At 68.9% G+C, this 26967-nt stretch carries 27 protein-coding genes; 18 read left to right on the top strand and 9 right to left on the bottom strand.

Translation table 11 applies throughout. The features are described from left to right. The first annotated feature begins 29 nt into the window (after nucleotides 1–29). A complete protein-coding gene (locus L0984_RS25840) occupies nucleotides 30–1577 on the top strand; it encodes a polyamine aminopropyltransferase (protein ID WP_234197227.1) in 1548 nt (515 codons plus the stop codon). Further along, nucleotides 1553–3202, top strand: coding sequence for an FAD-dependent oxidoreductase (locus L0984_RS25835; protein ID WP_234197226.1), 1650 nt, complete (start codon nucleotides 1553–1555; stop codon nucleotides 3200–3202). Before L0984_RS25840 ends, L0984_RS25835 begins: the two co-directional genes overlap by 25 nt. Before the next feature lie 14 nt (nucleotides 3203–3216). Here L0984_RS25835 and L0984_RS25830 read toward each other — a convergent pair whose 3' ends face one another. The 4 genes from L0984_RS25830 to L0984_RS25815 all read right to left on the bottom strand — a co-directional run bounded on the left by L0984_RS25830 (nucleotide 3217) and on the right by L0984_RS25815 (nucleotide 7167). Then, nucleotides 3217–4896 carry a GMC family oxidoreductase gene (locus L0984_RS25830; RefSeq protein ID WP_234197224.1) on the bottom strand — a complete coding sequence of 560 codons (1680 nt, stop codon included), beginning with the start codon at nucleotides 4894–4896 and terminating at the stop codon, nucleotides 3217–3219. Between the two features lie 62 nt (nucleotides 4897–4958). Continuing rightward, a complete protein-coding gene (locus L0984_RS25825) occupies nucleotides 4959–5261 on the bottom strand; it encodes a type II toxin-antitoxin system RelE/ParE family toxin (RefSeq protein WP_234197223.1) in 303 nt (100 codons plus the stop codon). Continuing rightward, nucleotides 5258–5590 carry a hypothetical protein gene (locus L0984_RS25820; protein WP_234197222.1) on the bottom strand — a complete coding sequence of 111 codons (333 nt, stop codon included), beginning with the start codon at nucleotides 5588–5590 and terminating at the stop codon, nucleotides 5258–5260. Before L0984_RS25820 ends, L0984_RS25825 begins: the two co-directional genes overlap by 4 nt. Before the next feature lie 59 nt (nucleotides 5591–5649). Beyond that, nucleotides 5650–7167, bottom strand: coding sequence for a CoA-acylating methylmalonate-semialdehyde dehydrogenase (locus tag L0984_RS25815; protein WP_234197221.1), 1518 nt, complete (start codon nucleotides 7165–7167; stop codon nucleotides 5650–5652). A gap of 111 nt (nucleotides 7168–7278) precedes the next feature. Here L0984_RS25815 and L0984_RS25810 point away from each other — a divergent pair, with 111 nt between their 5' ends. The 5 genes from L0984_RS25810 to L0984_RS25790 all read left to right on the top strand — a co-directional run bounded on the left by L0984_RS25810 (nucleotide 7279) and on the right by L0984_RS25790 (nucleotide 12106). Next, entirely contained in the window at nucleotides 7279–8241 is a 963-nt protein-coding gene (locus L0984_RS25810; RefSeq protein ID WP_234197219.1) for a LysR family transcriptional regulator, read from the top strand. A 178-nt stretch (nucleotides 8242–8419) separates the two neighbouring features. Next, the gene (locus L0984_RS25805) at nucleotides 8420–9571 is read left to right on the top strand and encodes an MlaE family ABC transporter permease (RefSeq protein ID WP_234197218.1); all 1152 of its coding nucleotides are present in this window, start codon (nucleotides 8420–8422) and stop codon (nucleotides 9569–9571) included. Continuing rightward, entirely contained in the window at nucleotides 9568–10359 is a 792-nt protein-coding gene (locus L0984_RS25800) for an ABC transporter ATP-binding protein (protein ID WP_234197217.1), read from the top strand. Before L0984_RS25805 ends, L0984_RS25800 begins: the two co-directional genes overlap by 4 nt. Nucleotides 10360–10376: 17 nt before the next feature. Next, nucleotides 10377–11342: an MlaD family protein gene (locus L0984_RS25795; protein WP_234197216.1), complete on the top strand. Its 966-nt coding sequence runs from the start codon at nucleotides 10377–10379 to the stop codon at nucleotides 11340–11342. A 167-nt stretch (nucleotides 11343–11509) separates the two neighbouring features. After that, a complete protein-coding gene (locus L0984_RS25790) occupies nucleotides 11510–12106 on the top strand; it encodes an ABC-type transport auxiliary lipoprotein family protein (RefSeq protein ID WP_234197215.1) in 597 nt (198 codons plus the stop codon). On the opposite strand, the gene L0984_RS25785 is transcribed toward L0984_RS25790, so the two are convergent. Next, the gene (locus L0984_RS25785; RefSeq protein WP_370646204.1) at nucleotides 12107–12763 is read right to left on the bottom strand and encodes a MarC family protein; all 657 of its coding nucleotides are present in this window, start codon (nucleotides 12761–12763) and stop codon (nucleotides 12107–12109) included. A gap of 12 nt (nucleotides 12764–12775) precedes the next feature. Then, nucleotides 12776–13525 (bottom strand): SDR family oxidoreductase, encoded by a 750-nt coding sequence (locus L0984_RS25780; protein ID WP_234197213.1) that lies wholly within the window; start codon nucleotides 13523–13525, stop codon nucleotides 12776–12778. A gap of 155 nt (nucleotides 13526–13680) precedes the next feature. Here L0984_RS25780 and L0984_RS25775 point away from each other — a divergent pair, with 155 nt between their 5' ends. Further along, on the top strand, nucleotides 13681–14364 hold the full coding sequence (locus L0984_RS25775) for a dienelactone hydrolase family protein (protein WP_234197212.1): 684 nt from the start codon (nucleotides 13681–13683) through the stop codon (nucleotides 14362–14364). 69 nt (nucleotides 14365–14433) lie between these two features. Here the strand turns inward: L0984_RS25775 and L0984_RS25770 are convergent, their stop codons facing one another. Further along, entirely contained in the window at nucleotides 14434–15429 is a 996-nt protein-coding gene (locus L0984_RS25770) for a LysR family transcriptional regulator (protein WP_234197211.1), read from the bottom strand. A gap of 222 nt (nucleotides 15430–15651) precedes the next feature. On the opposite strand from L0984_RS25770, the gene L0984_RS25765 reads away from it, so the two are divergent. Then, nucleotides 15652–16011 carry a DUF4148 domain-containing protein gene (locus tag L0984_RS25765; protein WP_234197210.1) on the top strand — a complete coding sequence of 120 codons (360 nt, stop codon included), beginning with the start codon at nucleotides 15652–15654 and terminating at the stop codon, nucleotides 16009–16011. Between the two features lie 107 nt (nucleotides 16012–16118). On the opposite strand, the gene L0984_RS25760 is transcribed toward L0984_RS25765, so the two are convergent. Together L0984_RS25760 and hemB are read right to left on the bottom strand one after the other, a co-directional pair. Beyond that, nucleotides 16119–17237: a magnesium transporter CorA family protein gene (locus tag L0984_RS25760; protein ID WP_234197209.1), complete on the bottom strand. Its 1119-nt coding sequence runs from the start codon at nucleotides 17235–17237 to the stop codon at nucleotides 16119–16121. A 22-nt stretch (nucleotides 17238–17259) separates the two neighbouring features. Beyond that, complete coding sequence (gene hemB / locus L0984_RS25755; RefSeq protein WP_234197208.1) at nucleotides 17260–18261, bottom strand: porphobilinogen synthase; 1002 nt, start codon at nucleotides 18259–18261, stop codon at nucleotides 17260–17262. Nucleotides 18262–18551: 290 nt separating this feature from the next. Between hemB and L0984_RS25750 the strand changes: the two genes are divergently transcribed. The 9 genes from L0984_RS25750 to L0984_RS25710 all read left to right on the top strand — a co-directional run. Continuing rightward, a complete protein-coding gene (locus L0984_RS25750) occupies nucleotides 18552–18968 on the top strand; it encodes a CopD family protein (protein ID WP_017759699.1) in 417 nt (138 codons plus the stop codon). A 12-nt stretch (nucleotides 18969–18980) separates the two neighbouring features. After that, nucleotides 18981–20093 (top strand): VanZ family protein, encoded by a 1113-nt coding sequence (locus L0984_RS25745; protein ID WP_234197207.1) that lies wholly within the window; start codon nucleotides 18981–18983, stop codon nucleotides 20091–20093. Nucleotides 20094–20105: 12 nt separating this feature from the next. Next, nucleotides 20106–20435, top strand: coding sequence for a (2Fe-2S) ferredoxin domain-containing protein (locus tag L0984_RS25740; protein WP_234197206.1), 330 nt, complete (start codon nucleotides 20106–20108; stop codon nucleotides 20433–20435). A 74-nt stretch (nucleotides 20436–20509) separates the two neighbouring features. Next, entirely contained in the window at nucleotides 20510–21145 is a 636-nt protein-coding gene (locus tag L0984_RS25735) for an alpha/beta hydrolase (RefSeq protein WP_234197204.1), read from the top strand. Between the two features lie 180 nt (nucleotides 21146–21325). After that, nucleotides 21326–22486 (top strand): D-alanyl-D-alanine carboxypeptidase family protein, encoded by a 1161-nt coding sequence (locus L0984_RS25730; RefSeq protein ID WP_234197203.1) that lies wholly within the window; start codon nucleotides 21326–21328, stop codon nucleotides 22484–22486. A gap of 302 nt (nucleotides 22487–22788) precedes the next feature. After that, nucleotides 22789–23166 (top strand): 30S ribosomal protein S12, encoded by a 378-nt coding sequence (gene rpsL, locus L0984_RS25725; protein ID WP_017759704.1) that lies wholly within the window; start codon nucleotides 22789–22791, stop codon nucleotides 23164–23166. A 167-nt stretch (nucleotides 23167–23333) separates the two neighbouring features. Then, nucleotides 23334–23804, top strand: coding sequence for a 30S ribosomal protein S7 (rpsG, locus tag L0984_RS25720; RefSeq protein WP_017759705.1), 471 nt, complete (start codon nucleotides 23334–23336; stop codon nucleotides 23802–23804). An 83-nt stretch (nucleotides 23805–23887) separates the two neighbouring features. Beyond that, nucleotides 23888–25990, top strand: a complete 2103-nt coding sequence (gene fusA / locus L0984_RS25715) for an elongation factor G (protein WP_234197202.1) — start codon at nucleotides 23888–23890, stop codon at nucleotides 25988–25990. 265 nt (nucleotides 25991–26255) lie between these two features. After that, the coding region (locus tag L0984_RS25710; RefSeq protein WP_234197201.1) for an elongation factor Tu at nucleotides 26256–26967 on the top strand (712 nt) is incomplete at its 3' end.

Below are 26967 nucleotides of genomic sequence, written 5' to 3'. Positions count from 1 at the left end.
CGATCACGCTGGCGTGGCGGAGGCCACGCATGACTGCCGACGTGCGCGCGCCGTCGCCCGTGGCGGTGTCGCTGCTGGCCAGCGTCTTCGTGGTTGCGGCCTGCGGGCTGGTGTACGAACTCAGCGCGGCGGCGCTCAGCTCCTATGTGCTGGGCGACTCGGTGCTGCAGTTCTCCACCGTGATCGGCGCCTATCTGTTCGCCATGGGCGTGGGCTCCTGGCTGTCACGCTACTTCGAGCGGCAGCTGCCCGCCCACTTCCTGCGCATCGAGCTGCTGGTGGCGCTGGTCGGCGGCTGCCTGCCGGCGATGCTCTTCCTGGCCAATGCCTATGTGCCCGGCGCCTTCCGCCTGCTGCTGTACGGCGGCGTGCTGGTGGTGGGCACGCTGGTGGGGCTGGAGATCCCGCTGGTCATGCGCATCCTGCGGCGCGACATCCAGCTGAAGGACCTGGTCTCGCAGGTGCTCACCTTCGACTACCTCGGCGCGCTGGCCGTGTCGGTGGCCTTTCCGCTGGTGCTGGTGCCGCAGCTGGGCATGGTGCGCACAGGGCTGCTGTTCGGGCTGATGAACGCGGCCGTGGGGCTGTGGGCGCTGTGGCTGTTCCGGCACGAGCTGCGGCGCTTCGGCGCGCATGCGATGGCCTGCGTGCTGACATTGGCCGCACTGGCGGGCGCCTTCGTGGGGGCCGAGCGCATCAGCAGCCTGGCGGAAGACAAGCTCTACCAGGAGCGCATCGTCTTCGCCGCCAGCTCGCCCTACCAGCGCATCGTGGTCACGCGGGGCAATGCGGGCCACCGGCTCTTCCTCAACGGCAACCTGCAGTTCGCCGAGCGTGACGAATACCGCTACCACGAGGCACTGGTGCATCCGGCCATGGCCGCCCAGGGCGTGCCGCGCCGGGTGGCCGTGCTGGGCGGTGGCGACGGCATGGCGGTGCGCGAGATCCTCAAGTACCCCTCGGTCGAGCAGGTCACGCTGGTCGAACTGGACCCGAACATGACGGCGCTGTTCCGCGGCCATGCGCAGTTGGCGGCACTCAATGGCCATTCGCTGCGTTCACCCAAGCTGCGCATCGTCAACACCGACGCCTTCCAGTGGCTGCAGCAAGCGCCTGCAGCGGGCGACGACGGCTTCTACGACGTGATCGTGGTGGACTTCCCCGACCCCACCAACTTCGCCATCGGCAAGCTCTACACGCAGAGCTTCTATGCATTGCTGGGCCAGCGCCTGTCGGCCAGCGGCTATGCGGTGGTGCAGACCACCTCGCCGCTGGTGGCGCGGCGCAGCTTCTGGACGGTGGTGCAGACCATCGAGGCCGCCGGCCTCACGGCCACGCCGTACCACGCGCACGTGCCCAGCTTCGGCGAATGGGGCTATGTGATTGCCAGCCGGCGCCCCTGGCGCATGCCGACGGCGCTGCCCGAGGGCCTGCGCTTCCTGTCGCCTGCGACGCTGCCGCTGCTGTTCGACTTTCCGCGCGACATGGCGCGTGTGCCGGCCGAGGTCAACCGGCTGTCGAACCAGGTGCTGGTGCATACCTACGAGCAGGAATGGGGCAAGGTCTCGGGCCATTGAACGGCGGGCGCCGGCGCTTCGTCGGTGTCGTCGCGGCGGGTGCGACGACGGTCGGGCTGCCGGCGTGGCTGGCCGGCTGCGGCCGCGTGTCGCCTGCGCTGGAAGGCGGCTTCGCCGGCATCGACATGGCGCGAGGCCATGCGCTGCGTGATGGCCGTTGGGCGTCGCAGCCCGTGGCAAAGGAGCGGCGCACCCGCGTGCTGATCGCGGGCGGCGGCGTCGCCGGGCTGGCTGCCGCGCGTGCGCTTCGGCAGGCCGGCATCGATGACTTTGCCCTGCTCGAGCTGGAGGACGAAGCCGGCGGCAATGCCCGCGGCGGCCAGGTCGGCGGCCTGGCCTGCCCGCTTGGCGCGCACTACCTGCCGGTGCCCGGCGACGATGCGCGCGAGGTGCAGGACCTGCTGGAAGAACTGGGTCTGCGCCGCCGCGAGGTCGGCCGCTGGGTCTACGAAGAGCGGCACCTGTGCCACAGCCCGCAGGAGCGGCTCTTCTTCCGCGGCGAGTGGCAGGACGGCCTGCTGCCGTTGAACGGGGTGGGCGCGGGCACGCTGGCGCAGTACCGCCGCTTCGCGCAGAAGGTCGAGGCGCTGCGACGCGCGGCGCATTTCGCCATCCCCACGCTGCGGGCCGCGCCATCGGCGCTGCTGGCCGATCTGGACCGGTTGAGCTTCGCCGCCTGGCTCGAAGCCGAGGGCTTGGATGACCCGCAACTGCGCTGGTACCTCGGCTACTGCTGCCGCGACGACTACGGCGCCGGCCTGGCGCAGGTTTCGGCCTGGGCGGGGCTGCACTACTTCGCCAGCCGACACGGTTTCCATGCGCCGGGCGATGGCCTCGATGCCGAGCGCGAGGCCGTGCTGACCTGGCCCGAGGGCAATGCCTGGCTCACCGGCCGCCTGGCCGCGCCGCTGGCAGGGCGCCTGCAGACCGGCCAGGTGGTGCTGCGCATCGAGCAGACGCGCAGCGGCGTGGCGGTCGATGCCTGGGACGCGGCGGCGCAGCAGCGCGTGCGCTGGCAGGCCGCGCAGTGCGTCGTTGCGCTGCCGGTCTTCGTCGCGGCGCGCGTGGTGGCGTCACCGCCGGCCTTCCTGCCGGAGCTCGCGGCCGGCCTGAGGTATTCGCCCTGGCTGGTGGCCAACGTGCACCTGTCCTCGCCGCTGCGCGACCGGCCGGGCGCGGCGCCCAGCTGGGACAACGTCGTCTATGGCACGCGCGGGCTGGGCTATGTGGACGCGGGTCACCAGCGGCTGGACCCGACGCCCGCGCCCACGGTGCTGAGCTGGTACCGCCCGCTGGGCCCCAGCGAGTTCGACGGCGGCGATGGCCGCCGCCTGCTGGCCGAGCGCCCCTGGGCGGCCTGGCGCGACGAAATGCTCGCTGAGCTGTCGGTGCCGCATCCCGACCTGGCCGAGCGTGCGACGCGGTTGGCCATCACGCGCTACGGGCATGCCATGGCGGTGCCCGCGCCGGGCCTGCGGGCGCGCCTGGCGCGGACTGCGCCCGGCGGCGAAGTGCAAGCCGGCCGGCTGCACTTCGCGCATGCGGATTGGTCCGGCTACTCGATCTTCGAGGAGGCCTTCACCCGCGGGCATCTGGCGGGCGAGGCGGCCGCGCGGGCTGCCTGAGTCGGGTGCCGCCTTCAGCCCTTCGCCGCTTCCCGCACCCAGCCCGCGGCCTTCTCGGCAATCATCAGCGTCGGGCTGTTGGTGTTGCCACTGGTGATGGTGGGCATCGCGCTCGCGTCGACCACGCGCAGGCCCGCAATGAGGCCGCCCCGGCCATCCCGCACGCGCAGCCGCGAATCCAGCACCGCGTGTGCATCCCCGTCCGTACCCATGCGCGCCGTGCCCACCGGGTGGAAGATGGTCGTCGCGATGTCGCCCGCCAGACGGGCCAGGTCCTCGTCGCTCTCGTACTGCGGGCCCGGCTTCCATTCCTGCGGCTGGTAGCGGGCCAGCGCCGGCTGTGCCGCGATGCGGCGCGTCACGCGCAGCGAGTCGGCCGCCACCTGGCGGTCCTCGTCGGTGGAGAGGTAATTGGGCGCGATGGCCGGCGCATCCTCGAAGCGCGGCGTCTTCAGCCGCACCGTGCCGCGGCTGGTCGGGTTGAGGTTGCACACGCTGGCCGTGAAGGCCGGAAAGCTGTGCAGCGGATCGCCGAAGGCGTCCAGCGACAGCGGCTGCACGTGGTACTGGATGTTGGGCCAGGGCCGGTCGGGCGTGCTGCGGGTGAAGGCGCCCAGCTGCGAGGGCGCCATGCTCATGGGGCCGCTTCGACGCAGCACATATTCGAGGCCGATGCGCGCCTTGCCGACCAGGCTGGAAGCGAGCACGTTCAGCGTCGGCGCGCCGTTGATCTTGAACACGGCGCGGATCTGCAGGTGGTCCTGCAGGTTGGCGCCGACGCCGGGCAGGTCGGCCTGCACCTCGATGCCCTGCGCGCGCAGCAGCTCGGCCGGGCCGATGCCCGACAGCTGCAGGATCTGCGGCGAGCCGATGGCGCCGGCGCACAGGATCACCTCGCGCGTGGCGTGCACCTCCACCATCTCGCGGCCATTCCACACCCGCGCGCCCGTGCAGCGCCGGCCGCCTTCGGGCGTGGGCTCGATCAGCAGGCGGGCCACCTGGGCGCCGGTCCACAGCTCGAAGTTGGGCCGCCCGAAGCAGGTGGGCCGCAGGAAGGCCTTGGCCGTGTTCCAGCGCCAGCCGGCCTTCTGGTTGACCTGGAAGTAGCCCACGCCTTCGTTGCTGCCGCGGTTGAAGTCGGTGGAGTGCGGGATGCCAGCCTCCTGCGCGGCTTGCGCGAAGGCGTCGAGGATGTCCCAGCGCAGGCGCTGCTTCTCCACCCGCCATTCGCCGCCGTGGCCGTGGAAGCGGGCGAATTCGGGGTCATCCGCGCCGGGCTGGCCGGCGTCGCCGAGGTAGTGGTCCTCGTGGCGCTTGAAGGCGGGCAGGACGCTGTCCCAGCGCCAGGCGTCGTCGCCGGTGAGCTGCGCCCAGCCGTCGTAGTCGCGCGCCTGGCCGCGCATGTAGATCATGCCGTTGATGCTGGAGCAGCCGCCCAGCGTCTTGCCGCGCGGATAGCGCAGCACGCGGCCGTTCAGGCCCGCATCGGGCTCGGTCTGGTAGAGCCAGTCGGTGCGGGGGTTGCCGATGCAGTAGAGGTAGCCCACCGGGATGTGGATCCAGTGGTAGTCGTCCTTGCGGCCGGCCTCCAGCAGCAGCACGCGCTTGCCGCGGTCGGCGCTCAGGCGGTTGGCCATCAATGCGCCGGCGGTGCCGGCGCCGATGACGATGTAGTCGAAGGTGGTGTCGCTCACGGGTTGTCTCCTTGGCCTCTGGCGGGCCTTGTGCGGGTGGCAAAAAGGGGGTGAGTGGGGCGCTACAGATCGCCCGGGTGGTAGCCGGATTCGCGTTGATGGCGGATGGCCAGCACCTCGGCCCAGGCCTCGTCGGCGCTGATACGGTAAAGCGCCACATAGCCCGAGCGTCCACGATGAATCACCAATTCGCGACAGCGGTGCGGTGCCGGGCGGCCGATTCGTGGCTGGTGCTCAAGCACAAGCAGCGCGTCGACGATCACATCCACTGTGTCGTCGGCGGCTTCGATGTCGGTGGGGGACAGAAATTCGGTGAGGCGATCCAGGTCGCGTCTGGCGCGCGGCGAGAACGTCAGGCGGGTCATGCGGCCGACTTGGCCTTCGACACCGCAGGCTTTGCGCCGCGGCCGCGCACGGGAACCGGCTCAGGCACTGCCTCGCCCGTCGAGCGGGCGCGGATGCGCGCCTTGAGCCAAGCGCGGACATCCTCGGCGTCATACACCGGCCCGCCGGCATCGATCTCCGCCGCGGCCGCCATGGCATCGGCCAGGAACTCCGCGCGCTGCTGGCGCCGGCGCACTTCATCCTGCAAGGTCCGCAGCATGAAGGCGTGCGCCGAAACCTGGTCCTGCTCGGCGAAGTGCTGGATCGTCTGCTTGAGGTCCTCAGGCAGCTTCAAGGAGGTGGTGCCCATCGCGTTCTCCAATCGATCTCAATCGGGTAACACCATGGTAGCACCGCCTCCCGCGGGCCTTACTTGGCCGTGGGCATCACGAACTCGGCGCCCTTGCCGATGCTCTCGGGCCAGCGCTGCATGATCGACTTCTGCTTGGTGTAGAAGCGCACGCCTTCCTCGCCATAGGCATGCATGTCGCCGAAGAGCGAGCGCTTCCAGCCGCCGAAGCCCTGCCAGGCCATGGGCACCGGGATCGGCACGTTGATGCCGACCATGCCCACCTGGATGCGGCGGCCGAATTCGCGCGCCACGTTGCCGTCGCGGGTGAAGCAGGCCACGCCGTTGCCGAATTCGTGGGCGTTGATCAGGTCGACGGCCTCGGCCAGGTCCTTCACGCGCACGCAGCCCAGCACCGGGCCGAAGATCTCTTCCTTGTAGATGCGCATCTCGGGCGTGACATGGTCGAACAGCGTGCCGCCCAGCCAGAAGCCGCCTTCGCAGCCTTCTCCGGCCTGCTTGCCGTCGAAGCCGCGGCCGTCCACCAGCAGCTTGGCACCTTCCTGCTCGCCCAGGTCGATGTAGCCGCGGATGCGCTCGTGCGCCGCCTTGGTGACGATGGGGCCCATTTCGGCGTCGAGGTTCTCACCGTCCAGCACCTTGAGCGTCTTCGTGCGCTCGACCAGCTTGGGGATCAGCTTGTCGGCCACGTCGCCCACCAGCACCGCCACGCTGATGGCCATGCAGCGTTCGCCAGCCGAGCCGTAGCCGGCGCCGATCAGCGCGTCCACGGCCTGGTCGATGTCGGCGTCGGGCATCACCACCATATGGTTCTTGGCGCCGCCCAGGGCCTGCACGCGCTTGCCGTGGCGGGCGCCGGTCTCGTAGATGTAGTTGGCGATGGGCGTGGAGCCCACGAAGCTCACGGCCTTGACGTCGGGGTGCGTCAGCAGCGCGTCCACGGCCACCTTGTCGCCCTGCACCACGTTGAACACGCCGTCGGGCAGGCCTGCTTCCTTCAGCAGCTCGGCGATGCGCAGCGAGGGGCTCGGGTCGGTCGGGCTGGGCTTGAGCACGAAGGTGTTGCCCGCGGCGATGGCCACCGGGAACATCCACATCGGCACCATCACCGGGAAGTTGAAGGGCGTGATGCCCGCCACCACGCCCAGGGGCTGGCGGATGGTCCAGTTGTCGATGCCGGTGGAGACCTGCTCGGTGAAGTCGCCCTTGAGCAGCTGCGGAATGCCGCAGGCGAATTCCACGATGTCGATGCCGCGCGTGACCTCGCCCTGCGCGTCGGTGAACACCTTGCCGTGCTCGGCGGTGATCAGGTGGGCCAGTTCGTCGCGGTGCTGGTTCAGCAGCTCCAGGAACTTGAACATCACCCGCGCGCGGCGGATCGGCGGCGTATCGGCCCACTTGGGAAAGGCGGCCTGCGCGGCGGCCACGGCGGCGCTCACCTGGTCCACGTCGGCCAGGCCGGTGCGGCCGGTCAGGGCGCCCGTGGCGGGGTTGAACACGTCCTGCGTACGGCCGGAGGTGTTGGCCACGACGTGGCCGTGGATGTAGTGGTCGATGGCGGCAATGCTGTTCTTCATCGGGAATCTCGTCGGTGGAGGGCTGGAATGGCGGGCAGTCTAGGACCGCCCCCCTCGGCCGCCTAGCCGCCACGGTTGAACTGATTGTTCAATCTGGCGAACAATGGCGCGATGGATCATTCCAAGATCGAAGGCCTCTGGGCCCATGTGCACTGGCTCACCGTGCTCGCCGAGCAGGGCAGCTACACCGCCGCGGCCCGCCGCCTGGGCGTGAGCAAGGCCGGCATGAGCCAGCGCATCGCCGAGCTGGAGCGCGAGGCCGGCGTGCCCCTGGTGCAGCGCACCACCCGCAGCGTGCGTCTGACCGAGGCCGGCCAGCGGCTGGTGGAAGAAACGCGCACCGCCTTCGACGCCATCGCCCAGAGCTTTGCCGGCGTGCGCGACCTGGCCGGCGTGCCGCGAGGCCGCCTGCGGGTGACGGCGCCCGTGGCGCTGGCGCGGCAGCAGCTGGTGCCGCGGCTGGCGGATTTCCTGCGCATGCACCCCGAGGTGCGCATCGAACTGGAACTGTCCGACCGCCTCAGCGCCCTGGCCATGGAGGGCTTCGACCTCGCCATCCGCCACAGCGCCGCGCCGCCCGACACGCACGTGGCCTGGCCCCTGTGCCCCACCCGAAGCCTGCTGGTGGCCAGCCGCGCCTACCTGCGCCGGCGCGGCGAACCCGTCGCGCCCGCTGACCTGGCCGGCCATGACTGCCTCTACTACCCGCGCCAGGACCAGCCGGCCTGGCATTTCCTGCCCCGGCCGGCGGCGGCCGGCACCGAGCGCATCACGGTGCCGGTGGCCGGCCCGTTCGCGGCCAACAACAGCGAGGCTCTGCGCGACGCGGCCGCCGCGGGCCTGGGCATCGCGCTCCTGCCCGACTTCAGCGCCCAGGAGGGCCTGCGCAGCGGCCGGCTCGTGGAAGTGCTGCCCGCCTGGCAGCCGGTGGGCGCCTTCGCGGAGCAGCTGTTCGCCATCCGCCCCTACGCGCCGCACGTACCGCGTGCGGTCGCGGCCTTCGTCGCCTGGCTGCGGGAAGCCTTCGCGGATGGCTTTTCGGTGCCGCTCGCGCCGCCGAGTCCCGCCGGCTGAACGGCCGGAGCGGGGCGTACGTCGCCAGCGCGCCTGGGCATCGTGCTTGCTGGGCTTGTGGGAGTCGCCTCACCGCCGATCGGGCCCGGCGCGGTCATGCGTCAGTGGCGGGTCAGCGGGTAGCATTCGCCGATTGCCCGCCGACCGTCCATCCATGGCCCGGGCAAACCGCCACCGAATGCCTTCCTCCTCTATCCAGCCTCCGAGCGACGATGCCTGGCCACGCGTGGACCGCGCCCAGGCCGAGGAGCATGGTCCGTGGGCGCCCACGGGGCGGTGGACGGTGCTGGCCTTCTCCTCGCGCGAGCAGTGGCTGGCGCTGGAGCGCTGCCTGGACGATGCGGCCGGCTCCGGGGGCGGCTGGGACCTGCGCGGCATCGAGCAACTCGACCATGTGGGCGCGCAGATCCTGTGGAACCACTGGGGCCGCCAGTGGCCGGCGCAGCTCCAGCTCAGCGATTCGCAGAAAGCCGTGCTCGACCAGGTGGCGCAGTACACCGTGCCGCTGCCCCCGCCCGCCGCGCAGGGCTGGGCCACCTGGCCGGCCCGTGTGCTGGCGCAGGGGCCGGCGTTGCTGCGCCTGGGCCGTCAGACCCTGCTGTTGGTCGGACAGCTGGCGCTGGACCTGCTTCGGCTGGTGCGCGCCCCCCAGCGCGGACCCTGGCGCGACTTCTCGGGGCACCTCTACCGCATCGGCGCCACGGCGCTGCCGATCACGGCGCTGGTCGGCCTGCTGATCGGCGTGGTGCTGGCCTATCTGATGTCGAACCAGTTGCGCAACTACGGCGCGGAGTCCTTCGTGGTCAACATCCTGGGGCTGTCGATCCTGCGGGAACTGGGCCCGGTGCTGGCCGCGGTGCTGGTGGCGGGCCGTTCCGGCTCGGCCATCACGGCGCAGATCGGCGTCATGCGCGTGACCGAGGAGCTGGACGCCATGCGCGTCATGGGCATCCCGCCGGGCTACCGCCTGGTCATGCCGCGGGTGCTGGCCCTGGCCGTGGTGATGCCGCTGGTGGCGCTGTGGACCTCGCTCTCGGCGCTGGCGGGTGGCATGTTCGCGGCCTGGTCCGCACTGGACATCGCGCCCGTGTTCTTCATGCAGCAGCTGCCGCGGGCGGTGCCCTTCGTCAACCTGTACATCGCGCTGGCCAAGTCGGCCGTGTTCGGCGTGATGATCGCGCTCATCGCCTGCCACCACGGCCTGCGGGTTGAGCCCAACACCGAGAGCCTGGGCCGGCGCACCACCGCCTCGGTGGTGGCGGCGATCACCATGGTCATCCTGGTCGACGCGCTCTTCGCGCTGCTGTTCCGCGGGGTGGGCTTCCGATGATCGACCGCCTGCATGAGCGCGACAGCGTGGTCGAGATCCGCGGCCTGTGGACCGAATTCCCACGCGGGCGCGGCCAGGTGCAGGTGGTGCACCGCGACCTGGACCTGGACATCCGGCGCGGCGAGATCCTCTCGCTGGTGGGCGGCTCGGGTACCGGCAAGACGGTGCTGCTGCGCCAGATCCTGGGCCTGCAGGCGCCCACGCGTGGCACGGTGCGGGTATTGGGCGCGCCGCCCGCGGAGCTGAGTGCGCGCGGCGCCGCGGCCGTGGGCATGCTGTTCCAGCACGGCGCGCTGTTCTCGGCCTTCAGCGTGCTCGAGAACATCGCCTTTCCGCTGCGCGAACTCAAGCTGCTGCCCGACGAGCTGATCCGCGACGCCGCCCTGGTCAAGCTGCAGATGGTGGGTCTGGGCCCCGAGCATGCGCACAAGATGCCGGCCAACCTGTCGGGCGGCATGATCAAGCGCGTAGCGCTGGCGCGGGCGCTCATCATGGACCCGCCGCTGCTCCTGCTCGACGAGCCCACCGCCGGGCTGGACCCCGCCGCGTCCGACAGCTTCTGCGAACTGCTGCGCGGCCTGCACCGCGAGCTGGGCCTGACGGTGGTGATGGTTACCCACGACCTGGACACGCTGTTCGACCTGTCCACCCGCATCGCCGTGCTGGCCGACCATCGCGTGATCGCCCTGGGCAGCGCGCGCGAGGTGATGGCGGTGGACCATCCCTTCATCCGCGAGTACTTCCTGGGCGGACGCGGCCATCGCGCCGCGCTCGCCCTGCCATCCTGAACGGGAAGAGGAACACCATGGAAAACAAGTCCCATGCCCTGGCCGCCGGTGCCTTCGTCTTCGGCATGCTGGCCCTGCTGGTGGCGCTGGTGCTCTGGTTCACCCGTGACAGCACGGTGCGCAACACCTACGAGCTGAGCACGCGCGATGCGGTCAGCGGCCTGCAGCCGCAGGCGGCGGTGCGCTACCGCGGCATCATGGTCGGCAAGGTGGCCAGCATCGACTTCGACCCCGAGAAGCGCGGCAACGTGCGGGTGCGCCTGGCCATCGACGAGCGGGTGCCGCTCACCAAGTCCACCTTCGCCAGCCTGAGCTACCAGGGCGTGACGGGGCTGGCGTTCGTGGCGCTGGACGACAAGGGCGAATCGCAGGAGCCGCTGCTGCCCAACAACGACGACCCGCCGCAGATCCCGCTGCGCCCGTCCATGTTTTCGCAGCTGCAGGGCCGCGGCGAAGCGATCCTGAACCAGGTGGAAGAGGCCACGCGCCGCGCCAACGCGCTGCTCAGCGACCAGAACCAGCAGCGCATCGCGCAGGCGCTGGAGAACATCGCGCAGGTCACGGCCCATGCCAACGACCTCACCCGCACGCTCGACCAGACCTTGCGCACACGGGTCGATCCGGCGCTGGCCGCCATCCCGCCGCTGGCGCAGACGGTGCGCGGCACCGCGCAGAACTTCGGCCAGGCGGCGCAGTCGCTCAACGCCACGCTGCAGCGCCTGAATGCCGAGGACGGCGCGCTGGCCCGACTGGGCAGCGGCACGGCCGCCTTGCAGCAGACGCTGGAGTCGGTCAATGCCACCACGTTGCCGCGCCTGAATCGCGCGGCCGACGACACCTCGCTGGCGGCTCGCCGCCTCGGCCGCGTGGCCGACACCATTGCCGACAGCCCGCAGTCGCTGATCTATGGCACGGGCGTGCCGGCGCCCGGTCCGGGCGAGCCCGGCTTCGTGGCGCCGGTGCCTGCGGCGGCCGGCCGCTGATGCGAAGGAGCGTTTCCATGTCCCGCCTGATCCACCGTCGTTCCCTGTGCGAGGTGCCTGTCGCGCCACGCCGCAGTTCCGCTTCCGAACCACAAGGCCCTGGCGCCGGGATCGCACGTCGCGCGAGCGTCGCTTGCGGCGCACTGCTCGCTGCCGCGGCGCTGGCCTTGACCGCCTGCAGCGCGCTGCCCGACAAGCCCCACCGCAGCGTCAGCTATGACTTCGGCCCCGGCCCGTTGGCTCCCGCTGCCACGGCATCTGCAGCCACGGCCGCGCTGCCACCGATCACCCTGGCCGACCTGGACACGTCCGCTTCGCGCCTGGAAGGCACGGCCCTCAACTACCGGATGGGCTACGAGGACGCGCAGGCGCTGCGGCCCTACGCCACGGCGCGCTGGACGCAGCCGCCGCTGCAGCTCTTCCGCCAACGGCTGCGTGATGCCCTCGCCGAGCAGCGCACCGTGCTCGGCACGCTCGAAGCCGGCAACCTGGCGCGCGAAGGCCGCAGCAGCGAGGTGCTGCGCATCTCGCTCGACGAGTTCAGCCATTACTTCGCCTCGCCCACGTCGAGCAGCGGGCTGGTGCGGGTGCGCGCCACGCTGCTGTCGCTGTCGCCCACCGGCGAGCGGGTGCTGGGCCAGCGCGTCTTCGTGGTTCAGCGTCCGGCCGCCACGGCCGATGCGGCCGGCGGCGCCAAGGCCCTGGCTTCGGGCAGCGACGAGGTGATCGCGGACATGGTCCGCTGGGTCAACAGCCGCCGCTGATCAGGGCACGGCGCGGGCCAGCACCGGGAACAGCTTGCCCAACCCGTCGGCCATCACCTCCACGGCCAGCGCCGCCAGGATCAGGCCCATCAGCCGCGTCATCACGTTGATGCCCGTCTTGCCGAGCACGCGGGCGATGGGCTCGGCCATCAGCAGCGCCAGCAGCGTGGCCAGGGCGATGACGGCGCCGTAGCCCACCAACACCAGCATCTGCCACCAGTGCTGCACTTTCTCGGCATAGATCACCATGGTCGACATGGTGGCCGGGCCGGTCAGCAGCGGAATGGTCAGCGGCACCACGGCGATGGAGGCGCCCAGCGACGCCTTCACCTCGGTCGCGCGGATCTCCTCCTGGCTGGTCTTGGCCTCGGCCGGCTGCGCGTTGAGCATGTTCAGCGCGCTCATCAGCAGCAGCATGCCGCCACCCACCTGGAAGCTGGCGATGGAGATGCCGAAGAAGGACAGCAGCTGCAGCCCGATCAGCGCGCTCACCGCGATCACCACGAAGGCGCTGAAGGCCGCCACGCGGGCGGTGCGCTCGCGCATGCGGTCGCTGTAGCCCTGCGTGTAGTGGATGAAGAAGGGCACGATCGCCAGCGGATTCACGATCGCCATCAGCGTGATCAGCGGCTTGATCAGGTCCATCGAGTGGCCCATGCCGGTCATCGCTCAGCGCCCGCCCGTCACGTCCAGCAGCGCGCCGGTGGTGTAGCTGGCCTCGGGAGAGAGCAGCCACAGCACCGCGGCGGCGATCTCGTCGGCCGTGCCCACGCGCTGCATCGGCACGGTGCCGGCGAGCTGGAAGGCCCGGTCGGGCAGGCCGCCCGAGGCGTGGATGTCGGTGTCGATCAGCCCGGGCCGCACCGCATTGACCCGGATGCCTTCGGCCGCCACCTCGCGCGCCAGGCCCAGCGTCATCGTGTCGATGGCGGCCTTGCTCGCGGCGTAGTCCACGTACAGACCAGGTGAGCCCAGGCGGGCCGCGGCGCTGCTCAGGTTGACGATGGCGCCGCCGCTGCCGCCATGACGGGTGCTCATTCGCCGCACCGCCTCGCGCGCGCACAGGAAGCTGCCGGTCACGTTGATGCGGAACATGCGTTCCAGCCGCGCGCCCTGCATCTCGTCGACGCGGGCCTGAACGTCCACCACGCCGGCGTTGTTGACCAGGCCCGTCAAGCGGCCGAACTTGGCGTCGACCTGGCGGAACATGGCGTCGATCTGGGCCTCGTCGCCCACATCGGCCCGCACGGCCATGGCGCGGCCGCCCGCCTCGCGGATGCGGCGCACCACCTCGTCGGCCGCCAGCGACTGGCTCGCATAGTTGACCGCCACCGCCCAGCCGCGGCGGCCCGCTTCGAGCGCGACGGCGGCACCGATGCCGCGGCTCGCGCCGGTAACCAAGAGCACTCCGGTTTCCAAGGTCGACTCCTTCTCTGACGACGTGGTTCGAGGATTCGGGTGAAACTCGCGCCCGGCCGCTGGTGGCGGTGCGCCGCCAGCACCTGCCGGCGGCCTGACGCCTGACCGGCCGCACGTGTCCAACCCCCCGTTTGTACCCAAAGGAGCTGACCCCCATGGGCCAATTCATCGACCTGACCGCCAAGGATGGCTTCACCTTCCCCGCCTACGTGGCCGAACCCGCTGGCGCGCCCAAGGGCGCCGTCGTGGTGGTGCAGGAAATCTTCGGCGTGAACTCGCACATCCGCTCGGTGGCCGACGGCTACGCGGCCGAGGGCTACCTGGCCGTGGCGCCGGCCACTTTCCACCGCGTCAAGCAGGGCGTGGAGCTGGGCTATACCGATGAGGACATGAAGGCCGGCTTCGAGCTCAAGACGGCCGTCGAAGCGCTGCCCGCGCCCGGCGTGCTGCAGGACATCCAGGCCGCCATCGAATACGCCGGCCGGGCCGGCAAGGTCGGCCTGGTGGGCTACTGCTGGGGCGGCCTGCTGACCTGGCGCGGCGCCAGCGAGCTGGCCGGCCTGTCGGCCGCCGTGCCCTACTACGGCGGCGGCATGACCACGCCCGAGGAATCGGCCCGCCAGCCCAAGGTGCCCGTCATGGCCCACTTCGGCAAGCAGGACCACTGGATTCCGCTGGAGACCGTGGAAGCCTTCAAGAAGGCGCATCCTGAGGTGGAAGTGCACATCTACGAGGCCAACCACGGCTTCAACTGCGACCAGCGCGGCTCCTACGACGCGCCCTCGGCCAAGCTGGCGCGCGAACGCACGCTGGCCTTCTTCGCCAAGCACGTCGGCTGACGCGCGCGGAAGCGGCCCATCCGAGGCCGCTTCCGCCGACGGTGCACAGCTGCCTGGGGGCGGACGCTGTCAGGCGGCCGCAGAGGCGACGGGGGCGGCCGGGCTGGCGGTCTTGTCGGTGGTCTTGCCCTCGGCCTCTTTCTGCAGGGCTTGGCACTGCGCCTGCCGTTTGGCGTAATTGCTCTTGGGGCCGATGCGCGATTCGAGGAAGTCGAGCAGCGCCCGCAGCGCCGCGCTGTTGTGGCGCCGCTGCAGGTAGGCCGCGGACAGCCACATGTCCTTGCGGCTGAACTCCCCCAGCACGGGCACCAGCTCGCCGTGGTCCAGATGCGGCTGCACCACCAGGGCCGGCACGTAGATCACCCCCAGCCCTCGCATGGCCACATTGATGAGTGGCCCCGCCTCGGACGCCTCCATCCGGCTCTTGACCGGCACGTCGATCTTGCGGCCCCGTTCCTCGAATCGCCAGGTCGGGTCGATGCCTTGCCGCACCAGTGTCAGCGCGGTGTGCTCAGCCAGCTCTTCGGGCCGCTTCGGCATGCCATGCTTGCGCCAGTACACGGGCGAGGCGCACACCACCATCTGCATGCACAGCAGGCGGCGCACGATCAGGTTCTCGTCCTCAATGGGCCCGAAGCGCAGCCCCACGTCGATGCCCTCCTCGGCCAGGTCGACCTGGTTGGTCAACTGCAGCGAGATGTTGACGTCGGGGTAGTAGCCCAGGAACTCGGCCAGCAGGTTCGGCAGGTCGCCACTGGCCATGCCAACCGGGGCGGCGATGCGCAGCCGCCCGCGCGGCTGGTTGGCCCGTTCCTGCAACTCGACCTGGGTGAGTTCCACCATCTCCATCACCGGCTGGCTGCGCTCCAGCAGCAGCGAGCCGGCATCCGTCAGGCTGACCGAGCGGGTGGAGCGGTTGAGCAGGCGGACGCCGAAGCGCGTTTCCAGCTCCGCCACGTACTTGCTGGCGGTGGCCTTGGACAGGCCCAGGCGCTTAGCCGCCTTGGAGAAGCTGCCCTGCATCGCGACTTCGCGGAAGGTGCGGAGGAGATCGAGGCTGTCCATGGCGCGTGCGGAGTGGGTACGAAGAAGCGGCCATCATTGTTTCAAATACGCGAACAGCGTGGTTCTCGACAGGCCGGGTTTCTACGGAGTCGTAACGACACAATTCGTTCCACGGGCTCAGCGATTTGCGGGTCCGGCGGACGAAAGCAAGGCGCCACAAAGCGTGAGTGCTTCCAAAACAGGAGCTTCGTTCGCGTTCCGTCAAATGTCAGGAGTTGAACCATGAACGCATCGAAGATCCTCGCCGCCGCCGCACTGTCCTTCGCCGCCATCGCCGGCGCCCAGGCCGAAACCTACGAAGGCGTGCAAGCCCCGGTGTCGGCCCTGAGCCGCACCGACGTCCAGGCCCAGGCCGTCGCGACGGCCCAGGCCGCCAACCAGAACGTGGTGCGCGGCTCGCGCGGCGCCGAAACCGTGGCCGTGTCGCAACCCCGTGCCACCGTGCAGGCCGAAGCTGTGCGCGCCGCCTACGCGCCCGACCAGAACGTGAGCAGCGGTTCGCGTTTCAACAGCAAGGTCGTCTCGACGCTGGCCAACCCGGTCGATGCCGCTGCCCGCAGCACCGGCGCCAGCAAGTTCTAAGACCTCCCAAGACAGGCTTGCCGCCCCCGCGGCAGGCTGCTTCCACCGAAGGGCCGGATGCGCGATGAGCGTGTCCGGCCCTTCGGCGTTGGGGTGCGCTGCCTTGTTCAGTGCGTGGTGCGCGCCAGGTAGCGCTTGCGCCAGAACACGACCACCAGCGCTGCGGCAATCAGCACCATCGCCACCAGCGCCACCCAGAAGCCGTCGGCCGCATGCACCAGCGGGATGAACTCGAAGTTCATGCCGAAGATGCCGGCGATGAGGTTCAGCGGCAGGAAGACGGCGGTCAGCACGGTGAGCACCCGCATGATGTCGTTGGTGCGGTGGCTCTGGACGTTGAAGTGCAGCTGCACCGCCAGTTCGGCGTTCTGCTCCAGCCGGCGCACATGGCGCACGACGCGCTCGATGTGTTCCAGCACGTCGCGGCTGCGCACCAGCAGCAGTTCGTGGTCGCGGCGTGCGCCGGCCTCGTCGGGCACCGGGAGCGCCTCCAGCGTGTCGATCCAGTCCTGCACGGCCGTCTGCTGGTCTTCGCAGATCTCGTCCAGGTGATGCAGGCCCTGGCGCGCCTGCATCAGAGCGCCCCAGTTGGTGAAGCGCGTCTTGGGATCGATCAGCTCGGCCTGCCAATGGTCCAGCTGGCGCGTGAGTTCGCGGCGCAGGGCCAGGTAGCCGTCCACGATCTGGTTGGCGACGCGCAGCATCAGGTCGGCGGGGCTGGCGGGCAGGCGGCTGGAGACCGCGCGCACGTCCAGCGGCTGGGCGTCGGCCGTCATCAGGCGTTCGGCCACGGCATCGCGCACGCTGCCGTCCTCGGGATGCACGGTCAGCAACAGGCGCTCGAAGACGACGAAGCCGACGGGCCGCGTGTCGATGTGGCGCAGCACCGGTGGGCCGCTGCGCAGGGCCGGCGCCGCCGTCTCGGGCGTGGCTTCGCCCGGCGGGGCACTGGCCAGCCGGCGCAGGACCAGCACGTCGTAGGCCGACGTCGCGTCGTAGTGCGAAGGCAGGTGCTCGTTGAGCAGGTCGCTCACATGCAGGTCGACCAGCCGCACGCCAGTCAGGGCTTGCAGCCAGGTCTGCAAGGGGGGCAGGCCCTCGTGCAGCTCGGCCCGAGTGACCGAGAGCCAGTAGAAGTGCCCGGGCGCCGGCGGCTCGGGCAGCGTGTGCGCGGAACAGGGCGGCAGTTCGCGCGCCTGCACGCTGTTGATGTCGAGGACCCGCATTGCAGCGCTGCCGCCGACGCCCTCAGGCCGCGCGCAGCAGCCGCGCGGCGTCGAGGGCGAAATAGGTCAGCACGCCGTCGGCGCCCGCGCGCCTGAAGGCCAGCAGGCTTTCCATCATCACCGCGTCGTGGTCCAGCCAGCCGTTCTGGGCAGCGGCCTTGAGCATGGCGTACTCGCCGCTGACCTGGTAGGCGAAGGTCGGCACGCGGAAGGTCTCCTTGACCCGGCGCACGACGTCCAGATAGGGCATGCCGGGCTTGACCATCACCATGTCGGCGCCCTCGGCGATGTCCATGGCCACCTCGCGCAGGGCCTCGTCGGTGTTGGCCGGGTCCATCTGGTAGGTGTACTTGTTGCCCTTGCCCAGGTTGCCGGCGCTGCCGACGGCACTGCGGAAGGGGCCGTAGAAGGCGCTGGCGTACTTGGCGCTGTAGGCCATGATGCGCGTGTGGATGAAGCCGTTGGCCTCCAGCGCCGAGCGGATGGCACCGATGCGGCCGTCCATCATGTCGCTGGGCGAGAGGATGTCCACGCCCGCCGCTGCGTGCGCGAGCGACTGCTTGATCAGGGCCTCGATGGTCTCGTCGTTGAGGATGTAGCCGCTGTCGTCGATCAGCCCGTCCTGGCCGTGGGTGGTGTAGGGGTCCAGCGCCTGATCCGTCATCACGCCCAGTTCGGGGAAGCGCGCCTTCAGCGCGCGGATGGCGCGCGGGATGATGCCGTTCTCGTCCCAGGCGATGGCGCCGTCGGCGGTCTTGGCCGTGGGATCGGGCACGCCGAACAGGTCCAGCACCGGCACCCCCAGTTCGAGGGCCTCCTCGCCGACGCGCAACAGCTCGTCGATCGAGACGCGCTCCACGCCCGGCATCGAAGGCACCGGCGCGCGTCCGGTCTGCTCGTGCACGAACACGGGGTAGATGAAGTCGTGCGCCGTGAGCACGTTCTCACGCACCAGGTTGCGGGAAAAGCCGTCGCGGCGCAGACGGCGCGGGCGTCCGGCGGGGTAGGGGGCGTGGAGGGTCATCCGAAAATTGTGCCCCAGGCCTGCGCCGTCCTGGTGGGGCGGGCAGGGAGCTTCAGAATGAGGCTCTTTTTCTTACTGCTCAACCAGATGGTAAAAAAACTTGATCAAATGTTGAAGAAGGCCGGCAATCTTGTTAGATTCCCTGTTGAGCGGCTTGCCGCTCCCCGCTTTTCCTCCCTGAGCGGGTGCCTTGATGTGTGACAGCAAAAGGGCTTCCCAGCCCGGCGTAAAGACGCCGGGCTTTTTTTTGTCCGCGGCCCCGTCAAGCCGGGGCTCCGTACACTGCGCCGATGCTCTGGGTGAAGTCCTTTCACATCGTCTTCGTGGCCAGTTGGTTTGCGGGCCTGTTCTACCTGCCGCGTATCTTCGTCAACCTGGCGATGGTGCCCGCCTCCTCGGTGGCCGAACGGGCGCGCCTGCTGCTGATGGCGCGCAAGCTGCTGCGCTTCACCACCTTGCTGGCAGTGCCGGCGCTGGGTTTCGGGGCCTGGCTTTGGCTGGGCTATGGCATCGGCGGCGGTTGGCTGCATGCCAAGCTGGCGCTGGTGCTGGTGGTCATCGGCTACCACCATGTGTGCGCGCGCCTGCTGCGCCGCTTCGAGGCCGACACCAACCGCCTGGGTCACCGCTGGTTCCGCTGGTTCAACGAACTGCCGGTGCTGCTGCTGCTGGCCATCGTGGTGCTGGCCGTGGTCAAGCCCTTCTGAGCGGCCGGCCCGGTGACGGCCGCAGCGCGCAAGACGACGGCACTTCCGCTGGCGTTGGCCTATGCGGCGCTGATCGTCTATGCGAGCCTCTATCCCTTCGACCAGTGGCGTGACCAGGGCATCGCGCCCTGGGCCTTCCTGAGCGCGCCCTGGCCGAAGTACTGGACCGGCTTCGACCTCGGCATCAACGTCGCGGGTTACGTGCCCTTCGGCTTTCTCGTGGCCACGGCTGTGCTGCGCGGTGGCGTGGCCACCGGCGGCTGGACGGCCACCGGCCGCGCCTTCGTGGCCGGACTGCTGCTGTCGCTGGTCATGGAGACGCTGCAGAGCTACCTGCCTTCGCGCATTCCCTCGAACGTGGACCTGAGCTTGAACGCCGTGGGCGCGCTGCTGGGCGCGCTGATCGCTGCGGCGCTGGTCAGGCTCGGCCTGCTGGAGCGGTGGAGCCGGCTGCGCGAAGCCTGGTTCATCGACGAGGCCCGGGGGGCGCTGGTGCTGCTGGCGCTGTGGCCCGCCGCCCTGCTCTTTCCGGCCGCCGTGCCCTTCGGGCTAGGGCAGGTGTTCGAGCGGCTGGAGGCGGCCGTGGCCGACTGGCTGGTGGACACGCCCTTCCTCGACTGGCTGCCCATGCGCGAATTCGAGCTCGAACCGCTGGTGCCTGCGGCGGAGATGCTCTGCGCCATGCTGGGGCTGCTCGTGCCCTGCCTGTTGGCGTTTTCCATCACGCGTTCGCGTCCGGCCCGGTTGCTGATGCTCGCCATCGTCGCGGTGGCCGGCGTGGGGGCCAGCGCGCTCTCCGCTGCGCTGAGCTATGGGCCGGAGCATGCCTGGGCCTGGCTGAGTCCACCTGTCCAGGTGGGCATCGGCCTCGCCCTTCTGCTGGCCGGGGGGCTGGTCGCCGCGCGCCGGCGCCTGACCATGGGGCTGATGCTGCTCGCGCTGGGCCTGCACCTGAGCCTGCTCAACCAGGCACCGGAAAGCGCCTACTTCGCCCAGACTCTCGCCACCTGGGAGCAGGGCCGATTCATCCGCTTCCATGGCCTGGCCCAGTGGCTGGGCTGGCTCTGGCCTTTCGCCGCCATGGGCTATTCGCTCCACGCCCTGAGCCGGCGAGGCCACTCCTAGAATCGCCCGACCATGCCGCAGTACTACGCCCGCCACATCTTTTTCTGTCTGAACGAGCGCAAGGCTGGCGAAGACTCTTGCGCCCCGCACGACGCGCAGTCGGCCTTCGAGCACTGCAAATCGCGGGTCAAGAAAGAGGGCCTGTCCGGGCCGGGCAAGGTCCGCGTCAACAAGGCCGGTTGCCTCGACCGTTGTGCGGGCGGCCCGGTGGCGGTGGTCTATCCCGAGGGCACCTGGTACAGCTTCGTCGACAAGGCCGACATCGACGAGATCGTCGAATCCCACCTCAAGCGCGGCGAGGTGGTGGAGCGCCTGGTGCTGCCGCCCGACGTGGGGCGCTGAATCGCCTTAGGCTCGGCCGCCCGATCTCTTTCCGGCTCGTGCGAGCCACTCTCCGGCTGGACACGATTGCTCTCATGAACGCACAGACTGAACGACTGAGTCTTGCCGGCGTCGCCGGCGCCATCGAGGTGCTGCGCGACCGCGGTGCCGATGGCGTCCCGGACGCCGGTGTCGCCGTGATCGCCCACCCCCATCCGCTCTTCGGCGGGACGATGGACAACAAGGTGGTCCAGACCCTGGCCCGGGCCTTCGTGGCCTGCGGCTACACGGCCATCCGCTTCAACTTCCGTGGCGTGGGCGCCAGTGCCGGCGTGCACGACGAGGGGCGGGGCGAAACCGACGACTTCCTGCAGGTCGTGCGGGAACTGGCGCCGCAAGGGCGGCTCGCGATCGCTGGCTTCTCCTTCGGGGCCTTCGTGGCCAGCCAGGCCACGGCCCGGCTCGACGGCGAGCGCGACATCCGCCGACTGGTCCTTGTCGGCACCGCCGCGTCGCGCTTCGAGGTCGCGACCCTGCCGGTGGCGCTGCACGAGCGCACGCTGGTCGTGCACGGCGAGCAGGACGACACCGTGCCGCTCGCTGCGGTCATGGACTGGGCGCGCCCGCAGGCGCTGCCGATCACCGTGGTGCCCGGAGGCGGGCATTTCTTTCACGGACAATTGCCGCTGCTGAAGTCGCTGGTGGTGCGGCATCTGTCGTCTGCAGACTGAGATGTGAACCAATCGGCCTGCACCGTGTCATGAAGACGGGCGGGCCGTTTCCATGCCGAGGGCCGTCGTCGGCGACGGCCGTGATGCGCCCTGGTGCGGCGACATTGCCTGCCGGACCGACCGCCCACACCTTCGCGCCCTTCGTTTCCTTCGTCTTCGGACGCTTCCCATTTCCAACGCATGATCCGTTTTCTTCGATCGCTGGTTCTCGTCGTGGCCGCCACGGTGAGCACGCTGGCCGGTGCCCAGGCTCCCATCCCGCCCGAAATCGCTGCCAAAAGCTATCTGCTGCTGGACGTGACGGCCAACCAGATCCTGGCCGAGAAGGACATCGATTCGCCGGTCGAGCCGGCCTCGCTCACCAAACTGATGACGGCCTACCTGGTCTTCGACGCCCTCAAGGCCAAGAAGATCAGCCTGACCCAGACGCTGCCGGTGAGCACGCGCGCCTGGAAGATGCCCGGCTCGCGCATGTTCATCGATCCCAAGATGCAGGTGCCGGTGGACGACCTGATCAAGGGCATGATCGTCCAGTCGGGCAACGATGCCACCATGGCGCTCGCCGAGGGCGTGGGCGGCTCGGCCGAGAACTTCGTGCGCCTCATGAACGAGCAGGCCAAGGCCCTGGGCATGAAGAACACGGGCTATCGCAACCCCGAAGGCCTGACGGCGCCCGGCCACACCACCACCGCGCGCGACCTGAGCATCCTGGCGACGCGGTTGATGAAGGACTTCCCGGAGTACCTGCACTACTACTCGATCAAGAAGTACCGTTACCCGGGCACGCCGGCCTCCAATGACACCAACCGAAATCTGCTGCTGTTCCGCGACCCGTCGGTGGATGGCCTGAAGACCGGCCATACCGAAGCCGCCGGCTATTGCATGATCGTCACGGCCAAGCGTGACTTCCCCAACCTGGCGGGCGGCCGGCGGCTGCTGTCCATCGTGCTGGGCACGAACAGCGAGAACGCCCGTGCCAACGAGTCGCAGAAGCTGGTGAACTGGGGCTACACGGCCTATGACGCCGTCAAGTTGTTCGATGGCGGCCAGCCCGTCGCCACGCCGGCGGTCTGGAAGGGCAAGGAAAACACGCTCAAGCTCGGCCGTCCTGAGCCGATCGTCGTGGCCGTGCCGTCTGGCTCGGCGAACAAGGTCAAGACCGAGGTGGTGCGTCCGGATCCGCTGGTCGCGCCCTTCACGAAGAACCAGGTGGTGGGCCGGCTGAAGATCTCCCTGGCGGACCAGCCGGTGACCGAGGTGCCGCTGCTGGCGCTGGAGCCCGTCGAGCAGGCGGGTGTCCTGGGCCGGGCCTGGGATGCGATCCGCCTCTGGATCAAGTAACCCGCCTCGCACGCAGCGCCGGCCGCCGGAGTTCCGGCGTCCCGGCGCGCCGGGGGGCCGGGGTGCCGGGGTGCCGGGGTGCCGGGGTGCCGGGGCGCCCAGGTGCCTGTTAATGTGGGTTTGAACGTCCGGCTCGGGTAGGATGACCGCGGCCGCAGGTTGCCAGCCTTCGCGGGCCGCGCTAGAATCGAGGGCTTTTCGGAATTTTCCGAAGGGTTTCACGTTTTTGTCGTTTCCCCACCCGCTCGCCGAGCCGGGTTGCCTGTCACGGGGCTTCAGGGGATTTTTGGGACCATTTATCCATGCCAACCATCAACCAACTGGTGCGCCAGGGTCGCGAGGTCGAGAAGACCAAGTCGAAGAGCCCGGCCATGCAGAACTCGCCGCAACGTCGCGGTGTCTGCACCCGCGTCTACACCACGACGCCCAAGAAGCCGAACTCCGCACTGCGTAAGGTCGCCAAGGTGCGCCTGACCAACGGTTTCGAAGTCATTTCCTACATCGGCGGCGAAGGCCACAACCTGCAGGAGCACTCGGTGGTGCTCGTGCGCGGCGGCCGTGTGAAGGATCTGCCCGGTGTGCGTTATCACATCGTGCGCGGCTCGCTTGACCTGCAAGGCGTCAAGGACCGCAAGCAATCCCGCTCCAAGTACGGCGCGAAGCGTCCCAAGAAGGCCTGACCGCCTTCCCGATCTCCGGATCATTCGGTGTTCGGCAGCCTTGGCGGGCCGTCCGGACGTAGTGACCCCAAGCGCAGAGGTCTGTGCGGGTCGAGTAAGTGAGAGTCCTGCTGGCTCTCGCGGCAGTGCCGGAAGGCGGTGCCAACTGAAGCAAAGAGGTTTGAAACATGCCACGTCGTCGCGAAGTCCCCAAACGTGAAATCCTGCCGGATCCCAAGTTCGGCAATGTCGAGCTGTCGAAGTTCATGAACGTGATCATGGAAGGCGGCAAGAAGGCGGTGGCCGAGCGCATCATCTACGGTGCCCTCGACACCATCGAGAAGAAGAGCGGCAAGGATCCGCTCGAAATCTTCACCACGGCCATCAACAACGTGAAGCCGATGGTCGAAGTGAAGTCCCGCCGCGTCGGTGGCGCGAACTACCAGGTGCCCGTCGAAGTGCGTCCCGTGCGTCGCCTGGCCCTGTCGATGCGCTGGCTCAAGGAAGCCGCCCGCAAGCGCGGCGAGAAGTCGATGGCCATGCGCCTGGCCAACGAGCTGCTCGAGGCCACCGAAGGCCGTGGCGGTGCGATGAAGAAGCGCGACGAAGTGCACCGCATGGCCGAGGCCAACAAGGCCTTCAGCCACTTCCGCTTCTGATTTTCGTCCCCATATCTCAGAGGCTTGGAGCCCGACCCGCCGCAACCGGCGGGCGGGCTCTATGCCGTTAAAGGAGTTTTCTCATGGCACGCAAGACCCCCATCGAGCGCTACCGCAACATCGGTATCTCGGCCCACATCGACGCCGGCAAGACCACCACGACCGAGCGCATCCTGTTCTACACCGGCGTGAACCACAAGATCGGCGAAGTGCACGATGGCGCGGCGACCATGGACTGGATGGAACAGGAGCAGGAGCGCGGCATCACGATCACGTCGGCCGCCACCACCTGTTTCTGGAAGGGCATGGACATGTCCTATCCGGAACACCGCTTCAACATCATCGACACCCCCGGCCACGTGGACTTCACCATCGAGGTGGAGCGTTCCATGCGCGTGCTGGACGGCGCATGCATGGTGTACTGCGCCGTGGGCGGGGTGCAGCCCCAATCGGAAACCGTCTGGCGCCAGGCCAACAAGTACAAGGTGCCCCGTCTCGCGTTCGTCAACAAGATGGACCGTACCGGCGCCAACTTCTTCAAGGTCTACGACCAGATGAAGCTGCGCCTGAAGGCGAACCCCGTGCCCGTCGTGATCCCGATCGGCGCCGAGGACAACTTCAAGGGCGTGGTCGACCTGCTCAAGATGAAGGCCATCCTCTGGGACGAAGCCTCCCAGGGCATGAAGTTCGAGTACCAGGACATCCCGGCCGACCTCGTCGCCTCCGCCAAGGAATGGCGCGAGAAGATGGTCGAGGCTGCGGCCGAGGCTAACGAAGAGCTGATGAACAAGTACCTGGAAGAGGGTGACCTCTCCGAGGACGAGATCAAGCTCGCCCTGCGCCAGCGCACCATCGCGACGGAAATCCAGCCGATGCTGTGCGGCACCGCGTTCAAGAACAAGGGTGTGCAGCGCATGCTGGACGCCGTGATCGACTACCTGCCGTCGCCCGTGGACATTCCCCCGGTCGCCGGCACGGACGATGACGAGCAGGAAACCACCCGCAAGGCCGACGACAGCGAGAAGTTCTCCGCCCTGGCGTTCAAGCTGATGACCGACCCCTTCGTCGGCCAGCTGACCTTCGTGCGTGTGTACTCGGGTGTGCTCTCCAAGGGTGACACCGTCTACAACCCCGTCAAGGGCAAGAAGGAGCGCATCGGCCGTATCGTGCAGATGCACGCCAACGAGCGCCTGGAAGTCGAAGAAATCCGCGCCGGTGACATCGCCGCCTGCGTGGGCCTGAAGGACGTGACCACGGGCGAAACCCTGTGCGACCCCGATTCCATCGTGACGCTGGAGCGCATGGTGTTCCCCGAGCCTGTGATCTCGCAGGCCGTGGAGCCCAAGACCAAGGCCGATCAGGAAAAGATGGGCCTGGCGCTGCAACGCCTGGCGTCGGAAGATCCGTCGTTCCGCGTGCGTACCGACGAAGAGTCCGGCCAGACGATCATTTCCGGCATGGGCGAGCTGCACCTCGAAATCATCGTGGACCGCATGAAGCGCGAGTTCGGCGTTGAAGCCAACGTGGGCAAGCCCCAGGTGGCCTACCGCGAAACCGTGCGCAAGTCGGTGTCCGACGTCGAAGGCAAGTTCGTTCGCCAGTCGGGCGGCAAGGGCCAGTACGGTCACGTGGTGTTCCGCCTGGAGCCCAACGAGGCCGGCAAGGGCTTCGAGTTCATGGACGAGATCAAGGGCGGCGTGGTGCCGCGCGAGTACATCCCGGCCGTGGAAAAGGGCGTGATCGAAGCGCTGAACACCGGCGTGCTCGCTGGCTTCCCGGTGGTGGACGTCAAGGTCGCGCTGACCTTCGGTTCGTACCACGACGTGGACTCGTCCGAGCAGGCGTTCAAGATGGCCGCCATCTTCGGCTTCAAGGAAGCAGCCCGTAAGGCCAGCCCCGTCATCCTCGAGCCGATGATGGCCGTGGAAGTCGAAACGCCCGAAGACTACGCCGGCAACGTGATGGGCGACCTGTCGTCCCGTCGCGGCATGGTGCAGGGCATGGACGACATGGTTGGCGGCGGCAAGGTCATCAAGGCCGAAGTCCCGCTGTCCGAAATGTTCGGCTACTCGACCACCCTGCGCTCGATGTCGCAAGGCCGCGCCACGTACACGATGGAGTTCAAGCACTACGCTGAAGCTCCGCGCAACGTGTCCGAAGCCATCGTCGCCGCTCGCGCGAAGTAAGTTCGCACCCAGCCTCTGCGGACCTCGTCCGCGCCGGCAACCCCCTTCCGGGGGGGGGCGCACTCTGCGGCCTGGCAAAGCCAGTTCCGCGAGTGCAGCCGGTATGGCCTGCTCCACGGCCCCTCGAGCAACCGAGACCATGGGCTGGCCAGGGCGCCTCATCTGTCTGCGACCGCATGCCCCTCGTTGCCCGTGGCGAAGGATCAAGCAATGCGGTGCAGACGTAAAACCACCACACGGGCATTGCTCTTTTTGGAGTTGAGAAATGGCAAAAGGTAAGTTCGAACGTACGAAGCCCCACGTCAACGTGGGCACCATCGGTCACGTGGACCATGGCAAGACGACCCTGACGGCGGCCATCGCCACGGTGCTGTCGGCCAAGTTTGGCGGCGAAGCCAAGAAGTACGACGAAATCGACGCGGCGCCCGAAGAAAAGGCCCGTGGCATCACGATCAACACCGCCCACGTCGAGTACGAGACGGCCAACCGCCACTACGCGCACGTTGACTGCCCCGGCCACGCCGACTACGTCAAGAACATGATCACCGGTGCCGCCCAGATGGACGGCGCCATCCTGGTGTGCTCGGCCGCCGACGGCCCGATGCCCCAGACCCGCGAGCACATCCTGCTGGCCCGCCAGGTGGGCGTGCCCTACATCATCGTCTTCCTGAACAAGTGCGACATGGTCGACGACGCCGAGCTGCTCGAGCTCGTCGAGATGGAAGTGCGCGAACTGCTGGACAAGTACGACTTCCCCGGCGACGACACCCCCATCATCCACGGCAGCGCCAAGCTGGCCCTGGAAGGCGACAAGGGCAAGCTGGGCGAAGAGGCCATCATGAAGCTGGCCGACGCTCTGGACACCTACATCCCGACGCCCGAGCGCGCCGTGGACGGCACCTTCCTGATGCCCGTGGAAGACGTCTTCTCGATCTCGGGTCGCGGCACCGTGGTGACCGGCCGTGTCGAGCGTGGCG

Source organism: Pseudacidovorax sp. NFM-22, from assembly GCF_021401245.1.
GTDB lineage: Bacteria > Pseudomonadota > Gammaproteobacteria > Burkholderiales > Burkholderiaceae_C > Xenophilus.
Note: the sequence above shows the minus strand (reverse complement) of the source record. Positions and strands in the feature narration are given on the sequence as shown.

What these genes read in the sequence shown, in the direction of transcription:
- L0984_RS25765 (WP_234197210.1), top strand. Translation starts at nt 15,652, where the DNA reads ATGAACGCATCGAAGATCCTCGCCGCCGCCGCACTGTCCTTCGCCGCC.
- L0984_RS25775 (WP_234197212.1), top strand. Translation starts at nt 13,681, where the DNA reads ATGGGCCAATTCATCGACCTGACCGCCAAGGATGGCTTCACCTTCCCC.
- L0984_RS25800 (WP_234197217.1), top strand. Translation starts at nt 9,568, where the DNA reads ATGATCGACCGCCTGCATGAGCGCGACAGCGTGGTCGAGATCCGCGGC.
- hemB (WP_234197208.1), bottom strand. Translation starts at nt 18,261, where the DNA reads ATGACCCTCCACGCCCCCTACCCCGCCGGACGCCCGCGCCGTCTGCGC.
- L0984_RS25810 (WP_234197219.1), top strand. Translation starts at nt 7,279, where the DNA reads ATGGATCATTCCAAGATCGAAGGCCTCTGGGCCCATGTGCACTGGCTC.
- rpsL (WP_017759704.1), top strand. Translation starts at nt 22,789, where the DNA reads ATGCCAACCATCAACCAACTGGTGCGCCAGGGTCGCGAGGTCGAGAAG.
- L0984_RS25750 (WP_017759699.1), top strand. Translation starts at nt 18,552, where the DNA reads ATGCTCTGGGTGAAGTCCTTTCACATCGTCTTCGTGGCCAGTTGGTTT.
- L0984_RS25735 (WP_234197204.1), top strand. Translation starts at nt 20,510, where the DNA reads ATGAACGCACAGACTGAACGACTGAGTCTTGCCGGCGTCGCCGGCGCC.
- rpsG (WP_017759705.1), top strand. Translation starts at nt 23,334, where the DNA reads ATGCCACGTCGTCGCGAAGTCCCCAAACGTGAAATCCTGCCGGATCCC.
- L0984_RS25820 (WP_234197222.1), bottom strand. Translation starts at nt 5,590, where the DNA reads ATGGGCACCACCTCCTTGAAGCTGCCTGAGGACCTCAAGCAGACGATC.
- L0984_RS25730 (WP_234197203.1), top strand. Translation starts at nt 21,326, where the DNA reads ATGATCCGTTTTCTTCGATCGCTGGTTCTCGTCGTGGCCGCCACGGTG.
- L0984_RS25740 (WP_234197206.1), top strand. Translation starts at nt 20,106, where the DNA reads ATGCCGCAGTACTACGCCCGCCACATCTTTTTCTGTCTGAACGAGCGC.
- L0984_RS25795 (WP_234197216.1), top strand. Translation starts at nt 10,377, where the DNA reads ATGGAAAACAAGTCCCATGCCCTGGCCGCCGGTGCCTTCGTCTTCGGC.
- L0984_RS25840 (WP_234197227.1), top strand. Translation starts at nt 30, where the DNA reads ATGACTGCCGACGTGCGCGCGCCGTCGCCCGTGGCGGTGTCGCTGCTG.
- L0984_RS25770 (WP_234197211.1), bottom strand. Translation starts at nt 15,429, where the DNA reads ATGGACAGCCTCGATCTCCTCCGCACCTTCCGCGAAGTCGCGATGCAG.
- L0984_RS25815 (WP_234197221.1), bottom strand. Translation starts at nt 7,167, where the DNA reads ATGAAGAACAGCATTGCCGCCATCGACCACTACATCCACGGCCACGTC.
- L0984_RS25805 (WP_234197218.1), top strand. Translation starts at nt 8,420, where the DNA reads ATGCCTTCCTCCTCTATCCAGCCTCCGAGCGACGATGCCTGGCCACGC.
- L0984_RS25825 (WP_234197223.1), bottom strand. Translation starts at nt 5,261, where the DNA reads ATGACCCGCCTGACGTTCTCGCCGCGCGCCAGACGCGACCTGGATCGC.
- L0984_RS25785 (WP_370646204.1), bottom strand. Translation starts at nt 12,763, where the DNA reads ATGGGCCACTCGATGGACCTGATCAAGCCGCTGATCACGCTGATGGCG.
- fusA (WP_234197202.1), top strand. Translation starts at nt 23,888, where the DNA reads ATGGCACGCAAGACCCCCATCGAGCGCTACCGCAACATCGGTATCTCG.
- L0984_RS25835 (WP_234197226.1), top strand. Translation starts at nt 1,553, where the DNA reads ATGGGGCAAGGTCTCGGGCCATTGAACGGCGGGCGCCGGCGCTTCGTC.
- L0984_RS25760 (WP_234197209.1), bottom strand. Translation starts at nt 17,237, where the DNA reads ATGCGGGTCCTCGACATCAACAGCGTGCAGGCGCGCGAACTGCCGCCC.